At 63.0% G+C, this 14,026-nt stretch carries 12 protein-coding genes and 3 pseudogenes; 8 read left to right on the forward strand and 7 right to left on the reverse strand.

What is annotated here, in order from left to right:
- Window positions 1-414: 414 nt before the first annotated feature.
- The 7 genes and pseudogenes from U4Y90_RS13275 to U4Y90_RS13305 all read left to right on the forward strand — a co-directional run.
- A pseudogene (locus tag U4Y90_RS13275) lies at window positions 415-681 on the forward strand (tyrosine-type recombinase/integrase); the annotation flags it as partial.
- 325 nt (window positions 682-1,006) lie between these two features.
- Window positions 1,007-1,978, forward strand: coding sequence for an AraC family transcriptional regulator (locus U4Y90_RS13280; RefSeq protein ID WP_321795026.1), 972 nt, complete (start codon window positions 1,007-1,009; stop codon window positions 1,976-1,978).
- 130 nt (window positions 1,979-2,108) lie between these two features.
- Window positions 2,109-3,167 carry a sugar ABC transporter substrate-binding protein gene (locus U4Y90_RS13285; RefSeq protein ID WP_321795027.1) on the forward strand — a complete coding sequence of 353 codons (1,059 nt, stop codon included), beginning with the start codon at window positions 2,109-2,111 and terminating at the stop codon, window positions 3,165-3,167.
- Window positions 3,168-3,229: 62 nt separating this feature from the next.
- The gene (locus U4Y90_RS13290) at window positions 3,230-4,033 is read left to right on the forward strand and encodes an ATP-binding cassette domain-containing protein (protein WP_061173665.1); all 804 of its coding nucleotides are present in this window, start codon (window positions 3,230-3,232) and stop codon (window positions 4,031-4,033) included.
- A 28-nt stretch (window positions 4,034-4,061) separates the two neighbouring features.
- Complete coding sequence (locus tag U4Y90_RS13295) at window positions 4,062-5,345, forward strand: ABC transporter permease subunit (RefSeq protein ID WP_321795028.1); 1,284 nt, start codon at window positions 4,062-4,064, stop codon at window positions 5,343-5,345.
- A gap of 25 nt (window positions 5,346-5,370) precedes the next feature.
- Complete coding sequence (locus U4Y90_RS13300) at window positions 5,371-6,099, forward strand: SDR family oxidoreductase (protein ID WP_321795029.1); 729 nt, start codon at window positions 5,371-5,373, stop codon at window positions 6,097-6,099.
- A 62-nt stretch (window positions 6,100-6,161) separates the two neighbouring features.
- The gene (locus U4Y90_RS13305) at window positions 6,162-7,790 is read left to right on the forward strand and encodes an FGGY-family carbohydrate kinase (RefSeq protein WP_321795030.1); all 1,629 of its coding nucleotides are present in this window, start codon (window positions 6,162-6,164) and stop codon (window positions 7,788-7,790) included.
- 145 nt (window positions 7,791-7,935) lie between these two features.
- On the opposite strand, the pseudogene U4Y90_RS13310 reads toward U4Y90_RS13305, so the two are convergent.
- The 7 genes and pseudogenes from U4Y90_RS13310 to U4Y90_RS13340 form a co-directional block, all read right to left on the reverse strand.
- Window positions 7,936-8,476, reverse strand: a pseudogene (locus U4Y90_RS13310) (branched-chain amino acid ABC transporter substrate-binding protein); the annotation flags it as partial.
- A 229-nt stretch (window positions 8,477-8,705) separates the two neighbouring features.
- A complete protein-coding gene (locus tag U4Y90_RS13315) occupies window positions 8,706-9,641 on the reverse strand; it encodes an ornithine cyclodeaminase (protein ID WP_321795031.1) in 936 nt (311 codons plus the stop codon).
- Window positions 9,642-9,643: 2 nt separating this feature from the next.
- Window positions 9,644-10,711, reverse strand: a complete 1,068-nt coding sequence (locus U4Y90_RS13320) for a proline racemase family protein (protein ID WP_321795032.1) — start codon at window positions 10,709-10,711, stop codon at window positions 9,644-9,646.
- Between the two features lie 138 nt (window positions 10,712-10,849).
- On the reverse strand, window positions 10,850-11,854 hold the full coding sequence (locus U4Y90_RS13325; protein WP_321795033.1) for a LysR substrate-binding domain-containing protein: 1,005 nt from the start codon (window positions 11,852-11,854) through the stop codon (window positions 10,850-10,852).
- 190 nt (window positions 11,855-12,044) lie between these two features.
- Window positions 12,045-12,365 (reverse strand): fibronectin type III-like domain-contianing protein, encoded by a 321-nt coding sequence (locus U4Y90_RS13330; protein WP_321795034.1) that lies wholly within the window; start codon window positions 12,363-12,365, stop codon window positions 12,045-12,047.
- A pseudogene (locus U4Y90_RS13335) lies at window positions 12,284-12,463 on the reverse strand (hypothetical protein); the annotation flags it as partial. The pseudogene U4Y90_RS13335 and the gene U4Y90_RS13330, both read right to left, overlap by 82 nt.
- A gap of 44 nt (window positions 12,464-12,507) precedes the next feature.
- Window positions 12,508-13,101 carry a nitroreductase family protein gene (locus U4Y90_RS13340; RefSeq protein ID WP_321795035.1) on the reverse strand — a complete coding sequence of 198 codons (594 nt, stop codon included), beginning with the start codon at window positions 13,099-13,101 and terminating at the stop codon, window positions 12,508-12,510.
- Window positions 13,102-13,348: 247 nt separating this feature from the next.
- Between U4Y90_RS13340 and U4Y90_RS13345 the strand changes: the two genes are divergently transcribed.
- Entirely contained in the window at window positions 13,349-13,987 is a 639-nt protein-coding gene (locus tag U4Y90_RS13345) for an NAD(P)H-dependent oxidoreductase (RefSeq protein ID WP_321795036.1), read from the forward strand.
- The last annotated feature ends 39 nt before the right edge of the window (window positions 13,988-14,026 follow it).

Here is a 14,026-nt window from a genome sequence, read left to right on the forward strand (position 1 = left end):
GCTCGAGTTGCGCCGGTCCCAGCGCCGGCCGCCCTTCAATCGGAAAGTGGGCAAACGGATCCAACAAAAGCGCCGACGCAATCGCGCGAGGAATCCGCAGCCGACGTGCAGGATCAGACGACCTCTCGAGCCTCGGACCCCATGGACCTGCCGACGGAAAGCGCGCAAAGCAGTGGCGGCGTCAAGGCAGAGACCCCTGTGCCGCCATCGACAAAATCCCGAAAAGACGTGCAAGACGAATTGCGCAGGGCCAGGTCGAATGGGTCCCTTCCGCGTTTTGGCAATCCGGATCCCTACGGACCTGGCGGCTCCCCAAGTACATCATCGAATGAGTAGACCGCAGCCGGCACACGGGCCGACGGCAGGACGAACGACCTGGCGTTCCGCGCTCGCTCTCTCGAACTCGTCCTGCCGATCGCCAAAGCGGTCTTCACGGGCGCCGCCGCGAGACCGCGTGAGCGTGACCCGGCTTCTGCCGCGCGCGCCGATCTGCGGGAGCACGCGGCCGCGCACTGGCTCTGCCACAGCACGGGCTCGCGTATGGCCGATCAGCAAGTCGACTTGCGATTGGTGCGCGACAACGTGGGACACGCGTCCCTGACAACGACCCGCCTTTACCTGCACCTCGATGATGACCGGCGCCATCGGGAAACCGACGAAACGCATTACATCGACCGGTGACCGACTTTGCAGGCGCGGTCGGTCATGCCGGCCTTGTCGCAACTCGTCATGCGTGAATCGTCCAGCGTTTCGGGCGCGAGGCTGCCGGAGTAGCCGCTCACGTTGCGCGGGATGCTTTCGTAGCTCCGCTCGTTGTCGCCCTTGGCATGCTGCTGCCTTGCACAAAAGTTGACTTTTTCACGCTAAGGACTAACCCCGATGCAAAAAAGTATCAGTCCGCGGTGTTATTTTAAGTAGTGAGATGACACCGAAAGGGCTACTTTTCAGTCATGGCAAGACGCGATGAAACGCGCTGCGCAAAAGCAAAAAGCAGTGGAGACGAGGCATGACAGCAAACCGGGAAACGACCGCGCGCAACGACGATGCCCGTCGCGCCAAAGCGACCGAGCCCGATCTGGAGCTGGTCGCCGTCCCGCGCGATGAGTCATTCAAGGTGTGGTCGCACGGCTATCCCTATCGCACCGTGCGGTGGCACTTTCATCCCGAGTACGAGATCCATCTCATCACTGCGACCACGGGCAAATACTTCGTCGGCGATCACATCGGCAATTTCGCGCCGGGCAATCTCGTGATGGTCGGATCGAACCTGCCGCACAACTGGGTCAGCAACGTCCCGGGCGGCGATCGCGTCGCCGAACGCTGCCTCGTGCTGCAATTCGATGCCGGATTCGTCACGCGCGCGACCGAGGCGTTTCCGGAGTTCAGGCGCATGGAGTCACTGCTCGATTCATCGCGCTGGGGCCTGCTCTTCGCACAGGAGACGGGCGCGGCCGCCGAACCGATCATGCGCGAAATGCTCGGCGCACAAGGCATGCGGCGCATCGGGTTGCTGGCGGCGTTGTTCGAGTTGCTTGCCCGGAGCGAGGAACCGCGAAGGCTCGCGAGCGCCGCGTATCGCGCCGATCCTGACCGTTACGGCGAGACCCGCATCAATCATGTGCTTTCGTTCATCGGGAAGAATCTCTCGCTGGAATTGCGCGAGACCGAGCTGGCGGAACTCGCTGGACAAAGCGCAAGCGCCTTCTCGCGGTATTTCCGCCGTCATACGGGAGTGCCGTTCGTCCAGTACGTGAACCGGCTGCGTATCAACCTGGCCTGCCAGTTGCTGATGTCGGATGAGCTGAGCGTCACCGATATCTGCTATCAGGTCGGCTTCAATAATCTTTCGAATTTCAACCGCCAGTTCCTGTTGCTCAAGCAAATGTCGCCGTCGCGCTGGCGCACCTATCAGCGGCTCAATGCCGCGAGCGCGGCTGATTCGATCGAACGGGTCGAGATACCGGAAATCGCCGGGTAGTGGCGCGATGGCGGCGTCAGGCGTCCGGTGACAGACCTCTTGAAAAGGATACCTAATCTGTTCAAATGCGCATGCGGTAGGCCAACCACGGTAGTACGACACTCAAATCCCAAGAACTCGGAGACATGCAATGAAAAAGCTCTCAACCCAATTGATCAGCGCGGGCGCGCTGAGTTTCGGCCTGTCGTGCAGCCTGCCGGCTCTGGCCGCGCCCAGCGGCACAGTTGCATTCCTGATGCCCGATCAGGCCTCGACGCGCTATGAGCAACACGACTTTCCCGGCTTCAAGGCCGAAATGGCGAAACTTTGTCCGGATTGCAAAGTGCTCTATCAAAACGCCAATGCGGCCGTCGCGACGCAGCAGCAGCAGTTCAATTCCGTGATTGCGCAAGGCGCGAAGGTAATCGTCCTCGATCCGGTGGATTCCACGGCTGCCGCGTCGCTCGTCCATATGGCGCAAAGTCAGGGGATCAAGGTTATCGCCTATGACCGGCCCGTGCCGTCGACGCCCGCGGACTATTACGTTTCCTTCGATAACGAAGGCATCGGCAAGGCAATCGCGACGTCGCTCGTCGATCATCTCAAGGCGACGGGTGTATCGACCAGCAAGGGTGGCGTGCTCGAAGTCAACGGCTCGCCCACGGATGCTGCAGCGGGTCTCATCAAGAAGGGCATTCACACCGGTCTGCAAAGCGGCGGCTACAAGACACTCGCGGAGTACGACACGCCGGAATGGGCGCCGCCCAAGGCCCAGCAATGGGTCAGCGGCCAGATCACGCGCTTCAGCTCGCAGATCGTCGGCGTGGTGGCGGCCAACGACGGCACGGCCGGGGGCACCATCGCAGCCTTCAAGGCGGCTGGCGTCAATCCCGTTCCGCCCGTGACCGGTAATGACGCGACCATCGCCGGCCTGCAGCTCATCATCTCGGGCGACCAGTACAACACCATCCTCAAGCCGAGCGAGATCGTCGCGGCGGCGGCGGCGAAGGCCGCGGTCGGCTTTCTCTCGGGACAGGCGCCGAAGGGCGACACCTCGCTCTTCAACACGCCGACGCAGTTGTTCAAGCCCGCGGTCATCACGGCGCAGAACCTGAAGGCCGAAGTGGTGGACAAGGGCTTCGCGAACGCGAAGGAGCTTTGCACCGACCGTTATGCGGACGGTTGCAAGAAGCTCGGCATCACGCACTGACCGGGACTGATCGCGGCGGACTCCGGCTGCCTGCGGGTTCCGCCGTACCGATGAGGAACATCATGAATGCAAACCCCACTCCACACGCCGGGCGCGGCGAGCTGGTGCTGAGCCTGCGCGGCGTCTCGAAGCATTTCGGCGCGGTGTCGGCGCTCACCGACATCGAACTCGACGTCCACGCCGGCGAAGTCGTCGCGCTGGTCGGCGACAACGGCGCGGGCAAATCGACGCTCGTCAAGATTCTCGCGGGCGTGCATCAGCCGAGCGCAGGCACCATCACCTTCGGCGGCAAGGAAGTCACGCTGTCGGATCCGGGCACGGCGCTCGACCTGGGTATCGCGACGGTCTTCCAGGACCTCGCGCTGTGCGAGAACCTGGATGTCGTCGCAAACATCTATCTCGGGCGCGAGCTCGCGCCCATGCGTCTCGACGAAGTGTCGATGGAAGTGCGCGCCTGGACCCTGCTGAATGAACTGTCGGCGCGCATTCCGAGTGTGCGTGACGTCGTCGCGTCGCTTTCGGGCGGACAGCGCCAGACCGTGGCGATCGCGCGTTCGCTGCTGCTCGACCCGAAGCTCATCATGCTCGACGAGCCGACGGCCGCGCTCGGCGTTGCGCAGACGGCGGAAGTGCTGAACCTGATCGAGCGCGTCCGCGACCGCGGCCACGCAGTCATCATGATCAGTCACAACATGGAGGACGTGCGCGCGGTCGCGGACCGCATCGTGGTGCTGCGGCTCGGCCGCAACAACGGCATCTTCTATCCCGATTCGTCGAACGCGGAGCTGGTGGCCGCGATCACCGGCGCGACCGAGAACGCCGTGTCGCGCCGCGCCGGACGCCGTCAGGCTCAACAGGACGCATGAAACAGAACATCGGGTCAAAGGATCGATCATGAGCAAGCACACTCCGGGCAGCGCGCCGCCCGACACGCAAAGCGCGCCCCAGCCTTCCACCCTGCTCGACCGCAGCGACGTCCGCGTCAAGCACGCGAGCGGCGTCGGTGAAAGCGTCTCCGCGTTCGTCGACCGCGTGCGCTCCGGCGATCTCGGATCGCTGCCGGTCATCGCGGGGCTCATCATCATCTGGACCGTGTTCACGAGTCTGAACCCGGTCTTTCTGTCCGCCAACAATCTCGTGAACCTGTTGTTCGACTGTTCGACGATCGGCGTCATTTCGCTTGGCATCGTCTGCGTGCTGCTGGTCGGCGAGATCGACCTGTCGGTGGGCTCGATGAGCGGCTTCGCCTCCGCGCTCGTCGGCACGCTGTGGGTCAATGAAGGCTGGCCCGTGCTGCTCGCATGCGTCGCGGCGATCGTGGTGGGCGGCGTGATCGGCGCGCTGTACGCGTTGCTGCTCAACCGGCTCGGCATGCCGAGCTTCGTCTCGACGCTCGCGGGACTGCTCGCGATTCTCGGAATGCAACTCTATGTGCTCGGCGCGAGCGGCTCCATCAACCTGCCGTATTCCACGACGATGGTGGACTTCGGGCAGTTGATGATCATCCCCGCGCTCGTCTCGCACGCGCTGGCGCTTCTGCCCGGGGCGACGATCCTCGTGCTCGGTCTGCGCACGCGCGCGCGCCGTCAGGCCGCGCGGCTCTCCGCGCCCTCGATGGGCGGCCTGCTGGCGCGCGCCGTCGCGATCACGCTGTTCCTGGAGATCGTCGTCGCCTACCTGAACACGGGGCGCGGCGTGCCGCTGATGTTCGGCGTCTTCCTCGGCCTCACCGTGCTCATGGACTACGCGCTCACACGCACGCGCTGGGGCCGCTCGATGAACGCAGTCGGCGGCAATCGCGAGGCCGCGCGGCGCGCGGGCATCAAGGTCGCCGGCATCTATACGAGCGCGTTCGTCCTGTGCGCGAGTTTGGCCTCGCTCGGCGGCATTCTCACCGCTGCCCGCCTTGCATCCGCGAGCCAGCAGGCCGGCACCGGCGACGTCAACCTGAACGCCATCGCGGCGGCGGTGATCGGCGGGACGAGCCTGTTCGGCGGCCGCGGCAGCGCGTATTCGGCGGTGCTCGGCATCATCGTGATCCAGTCGATCGCAAGCGGTCTCACGCTGCTGAATCTCTCTTCTTCGTTGCGCTTCATGATCACCGGCGCGGTGCTGGCCATCGCGGTGATCGTCGATTCGCTCGCCCGGCAATCGCGCGTGTCGCACGGTCGCGCCTGAGCGGACCCCTACAGGAGAATCGTCAATGTCAGTTTCCATCGCGGGAAAAGTGGCCGCCATCACCGGCGCGGCATCGGGAATCGGACTGGAGTGCGCGCGCGTTTTGATCGAGGAAGGCGCGAAGGTCGTGCTGATCGATCGCGCGCAGGACCGGCTCGCGGCCTGCTGCGCGGAACTGGGCGCGAACGCCCTGCCCCTGTCCGTGGATTTGCTCAAGCCGTCCGAAGTCTCGGCGATGTTGCCGAAAATTCTCGATCTCGCCGGCGGCCTCGACATCTTTCACGCCAACGCGGGCGCGTATATCGGCGGCGAAATCGTGGACGGCAATCCGGACGAGTGGGATCGCATGCTGAACCTGAACATCAACGCGGCGTTCCGCTCGGTGCACGCCGCACTGCCGCAAATGGTCGCGCAGAAATCGGGCGATATCGTGTTCACCAGTTCGATCGCGGGCATCGTGCCGGTCGTGTGGGAGCCGATCTACACCGCATCCAAGTTCGCCGTGCAGGCGTTCGTGCACACCACGCGGCGTCAGGTCGCGAAACATGGCGTCCGCGTCGGCGCCGTCGCGCCCGGCCCGGTCGTCACCGCCCTGCTCGACGACTGGCCGAAGGCCAAGATGGAGGAAGCGCTCGCCTCCGGCAGTCTGATGCAGCCGCGAGAGGTGGCTGAAGCGGTGCTCTTCATGCTGACGCGTCCGCGTAACGTGACCGTTCGCGATCTCGTGATCCTGCCCAACAGCGTCGATCTGTGACCAAGCATCGGGCGGGCGATGGCGCCTCGCCGTCATGACCCAACTCCACCACGGACAGAGAGATGAACGCAAGCAACCCGAGCGCAGGCGCACGCCATGTCATCGGCGTCGACGTGGGCACCGGCAGCGCCCGCGCCGGAATATTCGATGCCGCCGGCAATATGGCCGCCTCGGCGAAACAGGACATTACGCTGTTCCATGAGAGCGGCGGCATCGTCGAGCAATCGAGCGGCGAAATCTGGAGCGCCGTCTGCCACGCCGTGAAGGAAGCGCTCGCGCTGGCGGCAATCGCGCCCGAGTCCGTCGCCGGCATCAGCTTCGACGCAACCTGTTCGCTCGTCGTGCTGGGCGATGGCGGCATGCCCTTGCCCGTGGGACCGTCGGAGCGGGCAGAGCGTGACATCGTGGTCTGGATGGATCATCGCGCGCTCGAACAGGCGGCGCGCATCAACGCGACCGGCCACGAGGTGCTGAAGTTCGTCGGCGGCAGAATCTCGCCGGAAATGGAGACGCCTAAGCTGTTGTGGCTTCTGGAAAACCGGCCGCAGATCTTCGACGCCGCGTGGCAGTTCTTCGATCTCACCGACTTTCTGACATGGCGCGCGACCGGCGACCTGTCGCGGTCGGTCTGCACCGTGACCTGCAAGTGGACCTATCTCGCGCATGAGCGGCGCTGGGACGACAGTTATTTTCGGACCGTCGGACTCGGCGCGCTGGCGGACGAGGACTTCGCGCGCATCGGTCAGCGCGTGGTCGAACCGGGCACGCGACTCGGCAACGGGCTCACCGAACATGCCGCCGCGGAACTCGGCCTGATCGCCGGAACGCCGGTCGGCGCGGGTGTGATCGATGCTCATGCGGGCGGCATCGGCACCGTGGGCGCGCGAGGGAATCCGGAGTCTTGCCTGGCGTATGTGTTCGGCACTTCGTCGTGCACGATGACGACGACCGCGGAGCCGGTCTTCGTGCCCGGCGTCTGGGGGCCCTACTTTTCCGCGATGGTGCCGCAGGCATGGCTCAACGAAGGCGGTCAGTCGGTCGCCGGCGCCGCGATCGAGCGACTGCTCGCGATGCATCCCGCCGCCGCCGATGCCGGGAGGCGCGCGCAAGAGCGCGGCGAAACGCGCCCGGGCATGCTGGCCGGGCTGGCGGCCCAGGCGTCCCGAAGCCTGTCCGACGCGGTGAAGCTCGCGGACGGCCTGCACATCGTCCCCGAGTTCCTCGGCAACCGTGCGCCTTTCGCCGACCCGAACGCGCGAGCGGTCATTGCCGGTCTCGGCATGGAATCCGGCCTCGACAGTCTGGTCGCGCTGTATGTCGCCGGCGTGTGCAGCATCGGTTACGGTCTGCGTCAGATCATCGTAGCGCAGGCTCAGGCCGGCGCACCGATCGAGCGGGTGATGATCAGCGGCGGCGCGGGCCGGCTCGATCTGGTCAGGCAACTGCTCGCCGATGCGACCGGCAAGCCGGTGCTGGCCACACGGGCCGAGGAACCCGTGCTGCTCGGCGCTGCAATGCTCGGCGCCGTGGCGGGCGGCCTGTTCGACGACGTTCGCTCGGCAATGAGCGGCATGGCGCGCGTCAAGGAAACCTACTCGCCGGCAACCGGCGACCTCGCGCAATTGCACGAAGGGCGGTATCGCGCATTCATCCGCTTGCAGGATTGCGCCCGGGTGATTCGCGAGGGCTAGTGCTGGCGCGGCGCACGTGAGCAGACTGCCCTCGCAGGAAATCCGGATGACGGCCGATGCAACCCGCGCAACGCGGCGGCAGGAATGATGCACTGACAGGTTCGGCAGCCGACGCGTGTGTCATTGCGCGCGAGTGCCTATTCACTCACTTCGCCCCGATTGTCGTTACCGGCACCCATTTTCCGCCTTTGACTTGATATAGCGTTGAGGTCGGATTGTTCAAATCGCCATTCTTGTCGAATGAAATCTGACCTGTGATCCCGCCGTATTGACTCGAGCGCAGCGCCGGCATGAACACGGCAGGCTTTGTCGAATTTGCCCTTTTCATCGCGTCGATGGCTATCCATGCGCAGTCGTAAGAGAACGGCGAGTAAGTGAGGAGATCGGTGCCAAACCGTTTTTTGTATTTGTCGGCGAATGCCCGACCTTCGGGAGAGAGTCGATCGGGCGTCCGTACTCCCACGCCATGGCTCCTTCCGCAGCATCTCCGGCCGACTGAATGAAGACGGTATCCGCAATGCCTCCACTTCCGACGAACCGGGTGTGCATTCCAAGCTGCTTCATGCGCTTTACGATCAGACCGGCTTGAGCATTGCTGCCAGAGAAAAACAGAAGATCTGCATTGGCGGCTTTTTATTCGTCAACAGTGCATTGAATTCAACTGCCTTGTCGTTTGTATATTCCGGGAAGGCGACTCGACGGGGAGCATTGCAAGGCCGAATCGGACGTAACGGTCATGTATTCAGCAGACTCCGTGATGCGCTTTCGCAGCCGGTCCGGCTACTTCGTTTCGATTAAACCTTTAGATACGCAATACTGAACAATTTCGTTTTCCCAAAGCGCCAGGCCTTTTATCAACCTTCAAAGCATGAAATTCTTGATCGGACTAAACGCATGGCCCGACACCGGGCCCTGCTATCCGGACTTGTTCAGCCGTTCGACGGCATATCGGCTGATGATGAGATCCAGATACGCACTTCCGGCATTCTTGTAAACCGTTCGGTCCACGTCCGAGCGACGGACCGTCGACATCCGACACAGATCGAACAGATCTCCTTCGATTTGATCGGCTCGAATCACCTGCGCCTGCATCGGGATCTGGATGTCACCTGAATGTGCAGCGTTCTCGCGGTCATCCACGAAGATCCGAGCGCCCTCGAGCACATTGCAATCGGCCTCCTGCATGTCGGGCCGGTAACCGCCCACCAGATCGATATGGGTGCCGGGACGAACAAACTCACCCCGGATCCTGGGCGTGGATGCGCTGGTGGCCGCAGTCACGATGTCTGCGTGCGCTACCGCAGCGTCCAGGTCTTCGACGATGCGTACTTGAATGTGTCTTGCCTCGAGCGCCGAGCGCGCCGCATCCAGTCTCGACGGTGTGCGATTCCACAACAACACTTGGCGGATGGAAGGCCGAATGTGCAGGTAAGCATCCGTCAGTGACCGCGCGACCGGACCCGCGCCCAGCACGAGAAGCACCTCGCTGTTCTCGCGACTCAGGCGTCGTGCTGCAAGCGCGGAATCGGCCGCTGTCTTCCAGCGCGTGATTTCCGCGCCGTCCAGCATGGCGACGATGCCTTTCGTGCGCTCGTCCAGAACCAGAAACGCAGCCTGCTCGGTTGGCAGCGGCGGGCTGGCATAGCCATTGGCCGGATGGATAGAGGCGACTTTGAATCCTGCGCCCTGTCCCGGCAGAATGACACCCCGGCTGAACAGGCCAAAGCTGGCATCCCCGATGAAGTAACCATCGCCAATGGGCCGAGAACCCGAATGCCCCTTCTCCAGAGCGCCGAGAACGCCATCCCAGTCCAGCACCGACCTGATCTGCTCCGCTGAAATGATCTGCATGTTCAACTTTCCGACTGTTGCGGCCAGATGTCGCCCAGGGTGTAACCCTCGGGAAAAGGGTCGTCGTGGTCCAGCACGATGGTATTGATGCCATGGACCCAGCTCGTGCCGGCGAGCGTAGGCACGACAGCCGCCTTGTCGCCGATGTGGGTCTCGTCTTCCAGTCGGCCCGTGAAAACGGTACCCAGAATGCCCTGGTGCCTGAAATCCTGGTACAACGGCAATTCGCCCTTGGCGTGCAGCACCGCCATCTTGGCGCAGGTACCGGTGCCGCAAGGGCAGCGGTCTATCGCACCGGTCCAGGTGGAGGGATCATCCCAGGAGAGCGGTCCGGTGGGCATGGTGACCGCGTTCTTCCAGTCTGCCCGAGGGTCGTCCGCGGGGCCGGAAAGTTGAGAAATGGTGATGCCCACGCCGGGATATTCCGGGTGCGCGACAGGCAACTGCTCGATGGCCGCCTGCCGGATCAGGGCGGAAACCCGCGTGATTTCCTTGCCATGTTCGGGCTTGAGTTCGAGCCCGGGGAACTGGCGCACATCCGCAATGGCGTAGAACATGCCGCCCCAACCCACATCCACCCTGACCTTTCCAAGGTGCGGCACGTCGATCACGGCATCCAGGTGCGCAGCAAAAGCCGGCACGTTCTTGAACTTCACCTGCTTGACCTTGCCGTCCTTGCACTCGGCGGTGATGCGAATCAGCCCGGCCGGCGCTTCCAGCGTCAGTTCGGTCACCGGTTCTTGCATGGGCAACATGCCCATCTCCAGCAAAACCGTGGCCACGGAAATGGTGTTGCCGCCCGACATCATCGGGTATTCCACCTGCTCCAGAATGATGTAACCGGCATCCGCCTCCGGATGACAGGGCGGCACGATGATGTTGCAGCAATGCGCCGGGTAGCCGCGCGGCTCGCGCAGCAACAGCTTGCGCAAGCCGTCGTCATTGGCCTCCAGCCATTTCATCTTGGCCTGAACGGTGTTACCGGGAATGTGGGGAAGGCCGCCGGTGACCACGCGCATGGGAATACCCGAATGCGTTTCGACGGCGTGGATGGTTCTCTTGAATCCCATTGCTGATTTCTCTCTTGCGTGCCGCCGACCGAGTGCGGCGTGTGAGAGGAAATCTATGTCAGATTCGCGAATAATTTAAACGACATTTCCTCCGGCACTCCTTCAACTTTTAGTTGAAGGTCGACGCAGCAGAGGCAATCAGCCTCCCGACTTCCTGAGGACGGCGTCCGCCTCTTCGCCGGCGGCCGCCATGGCGAGTTGCTGCCTGATCCACCGGCAGAACTTCTCGCACACGCTGGCGTCAGCCTTGTCTTTCCGGACAGAAAGGTAGTGGCCGCGATTCTTCATAACGGTCTTATGCGGCAGGGGACGGACCAGATCTCCGCTCTCGACCCAGTGTTCCACGAGATGATGCCAGCCCAGGACGACCCCTTGGTGAGCCAAGGCCATCTGCACCAGAGCTGCGTAGTCATTGCTGGTGAATAGCTGACGCGGGATGTCGGCGCCCCAGCCGGTGTCTACATCATGAAGAGCCAGCCAGACTTTCCAGTCGATATGCTCCGAGATCTGCGAACGGCCGTAGGCGCTGATATCAAGCAGAGACATGTTCAGTAGTCCCTCGGGTGCTTCGATCGGGCCATGACTCTGCAAATATTGCGGCGTGCAGACAGGATAGACCTCGTCGTCGAACAGGTGCTCGCTGTCGTATCCGTAACGCATGCTCGCGAGCTTCGCGATGAATACATCCGGCTGCACACCGGCTTCCATCGAGATGAAGTTATTTGTGGCCAGCACCGTGAGTTCGATATCCGGATTCTCTTCAATAAATCCGGGCAGCCGTCTATGTAGCCAAAGCGCCGAAAACGCGGGTGAGCAGCAAACGATGAGCGTCTGACGCGCCGGCATTCTCTTGCGCAGCCGCTCGGCAGCCTGATGGAGATTGATCAATGACAGTTGGGCTGCATCTTTGAACATCTCGCCATCGGCAGTCAGCGTGACCGCTCTGCCTGAACGGACAAAAAGCTCCGTACCCAGATAGTCCTCTAGCTCCCGCACTTGCTTGCTGACCGCCGCCGGAGTCACACTCAATGCATTGGCTGCGCCTGTAAAACTCTTGAATTTCGCCGCGGCAAGAAATGACTTGATGGCTCGCAGGGATAGCGCACCGATCAACGTTTCGCTAATCTCAAATTGAGGCGCCATAGCGTTTTCTATCGACTCGAGGAAATGGGCGTAGGGTCCGAACCAAGGAATTCGCCTGATATTACCCGAGATAAGGACGCTGCCGGATATCGAGTGGCCGCTTGCCGAGGTGCATCGGCCACCTCGAACCTAAGGCGACGCACCGAATGAATGTCTCCTTCTGGCCGAGAGCACCAGATCGATATAGGTTCTACTGTCCGCCCGCCATCTTCCACTGCTGCGAAGCCGTGTCCCACGTGCCGAGCGGATGACTCGCCGCGTTCGGATCGATGACGATCTGCACCGTCTTCTTCCCGCCCGGCGCGAGCGCGACCTTCTGGAAGCCGACGAGGCGCTTCGGCGGTTGCCCAAGACCTGCCGGCCCTGATATTGCGACGCCGTGTTCGCGGCCCAGTCTCCCGCCTTCTTCGGGAACGTGACGGACAACTTGCCCGATGGATTCGCCATGATGCTGCCGTCCTCCTGTCCCGGGAACCAGGTCTCCAACACGGCGGGCACCTGATCGATCCACGGCATCAGCGCGGACGCGTTGTCCTTCATGACGGCCGCCGTGCGCGGATTCGCCACCGCAACTGCCACCGCAGCAGCCCGACACTGCCTTGCTCGCATACGCAGCCTGGCCAGTCAGCGACACGGAGCGAATCGCTTTCGCTTCACCCAGCGTTCTTCCACGCGCCGAACCGCGCGATATCGCCGACCGGCAGACGCTTGCGCGGCGCCTGCTCCCGTTCGGCCAACGCCTCCGATAAGACGCCCGCATCGCCATGATGCGCAACCGAGATCACAGCGAGCGGCGTGTAGCGCTCCGCAATGCCAAACTTGTTGCGCAAGGCACTCGCGTCGAAGCCGCTCATCGAATGCGCCGCCAGGCCGCGCGCATGTGCCTCGAGGAGCAACGCCAGCGCCGCGGCGCCCGTATCGTAGCTCGCGTTCGCATTGGATTCGCCTTTCGCGTTGAGCGTGTCCGCGAGCACGGCGATCAGCACTTGCGCGTGCTCGTTCCACGTCTGGTTGAACGGAACCAGCGTCGCGAAGGCGTCCTCGAATGCCGCGGCGTTCCCGCCCCTCTCGAACACGAGAAAGCGCCAAGGTTGCACGTTATAGGCCGATGGCGCCCAGCGCGCAGCTTCGAGCAGCGCAAGCACATCCGTGTGCGCGACGGGCTGTTCGCCATAGGCGCGCGGACTCCATCGTCCGGCGAGCAAAGGATGAATGTCGATATCGGTAGGTGCGGGTCGGTGCGTCATGGATTCTGCGATCGAAATAAAAGACGGCTTCCAGCATAAGCCGTGCGGAGCGAACGCGATATGACTTCCTGTGCTGATCAAATCGGCGCGGACGATAAGCCGCCCTTCCGCGCCGCGTGCATGTGCACGCATATCCTTAGCTCGATTCGTGCTTTCCGCTTGGCGATCCAGCCGACTATCATGATCAGTCTTAGCCGCCCGCTGAATAGTCGCTGCGTCGTGTTCCGCCTCATCCGGAGTTGTCATCTTGTCCCGTATCGAACCCATTCCCCGGCCGCTCGTCGTCGGCATCGGCGGCACTACGCGCCCCGCATCGTCAACCGAACGCGCGCTGAGCTTCGCGCTCAAAGGCGCGAAAGAATCCGGCGCTCGCGTGCGCCTGTTCGGCGGCACGTTTTTGCACAGCCTGCCCCACTACGCGCCCGAAACGCGCGATCTCACCGACGCCCAGCGCGAACTGATCGAAGCCGTGCGCGACGCCGATGCGCTCGTCATCGCGACGCCCGGCTATCACGGCGGCGTCTCCGGGCTCGTCAAGAACGCGCTCGACACACTCGAAGAACTGCGTAACGACGAACGCCCTTATCTCGACGGCCGCGCCGTCGGCAGCATCGTCACCGCTTATGGCTGGCAAGCGGCGGGCACGGTGCTGACCTCGCTTCGCTCGATCGTGCATGCGCTGCGCGGCTGGCCGACGCCCTTCGGCGCCGCCATCAACACGCTGGAAACGCGCTTCGAAAGCGCCGAACATTGTTCCGACCCGAAGGTCGTCGAGCAACTGCTTACCGTCGGACAGCAAGCGTCGAACTTCGCACTGGCGTTCGCTTCGCACCGGCCGGATGCGTGGCATGCAGTGACTCGCGAGGTCGCGCTCGCGCAGCGCTGAGACAAGCAACACATCGAAAGCGTACGGTTGATTCGTTCG

Origin of the sequence: Caballeronia sp. J97, from assembly GCF_905220305.1 — a bacterium.
Lineage (GTDB): Bacteria > Pseudomonadota > Gammaproteobacteria > Burkholderiales > Burkholderiaceae > Caballeronia.

What these genes read in the sequence shown, in the direction of transcription:
- U4Y90_RS13285 (WP_321795027.1), top strand. Translation starts at nt 2,109, where the DNA reads ATGAAAAAGCTCTCAACCCAATTGATCAGCGCGGGCGCGCTGAGTTTC.
- U4Y90_RS13315 (WP_321795031.1), bottom strand. Translation starts at nt 9,641, where the DNA reads ATGCAGATCATTTCAGCGGAGCAGATCAGGTCGGTGCTGGACTGGGAT.
- U4Y90_RS13305 (WP_321795030.1), top strand. Translation starts at nt 6,162, where the DNA reads ATGAACGCAAGCAACCCGAGCGCAGGCGCACGCCATGTCATCGGCGTC.
- U4Y90_RS13325 (WP_321795033.1), bottom strand. Translation starts at nt 11,854, where the DNA reads ATGGCGCCTCAATTTGAGATTAGCGAAACGTTGATCGGTGCGCTATCC.
- U4Y90_RS13300 (WP_321795029.1), top strand. Translation starts at nt 5,371, where the DNA reads ATGTCAGTTTCCATCGCGGGAAAAGTGGCCGCCATCACCGGCGCGGCA.
- U4Y90_RS13320 (WP_321795032.1), bottom strand. Translation starts at nt 10,711, where the DNA reads ATGGGATTCAAGAGAACCATCCACGCCGTCGAAACGCATTCGGGTATT.
- U4Y90_RS13290 (WP_061173665.1), top strand. Translation starts at nt 3,230, where the DNA reads ATGAATGCAAACCCCACTCCACACGCCGGGCGCGGCGAGCTGGTGCTG.
- U4Y90_RS13340 (WP_321795035.1), bottom strand. Translation starts at nt 13,101, where the DNA reads ATGACGCACCGACCCGCACCTACCGATATCGACATTCATCCTTTGCTC.
- U4Y90_RS13295 (WP_321795028.1), top strand. Translation starts at nt 4,062, where the DNA reads ATGAGCAAGCACACTCCGGGCAGCGCGCCGCCCGACACGCAAAGCGCG.
- U4Y90_RS13280 (WP_321795026.1), top strand. Translation starts at nt 1,007, where the DNA reads ATGACAGCAAACCGGGAAACGACCGCGCGCAACGACGATGCCCGTCGC.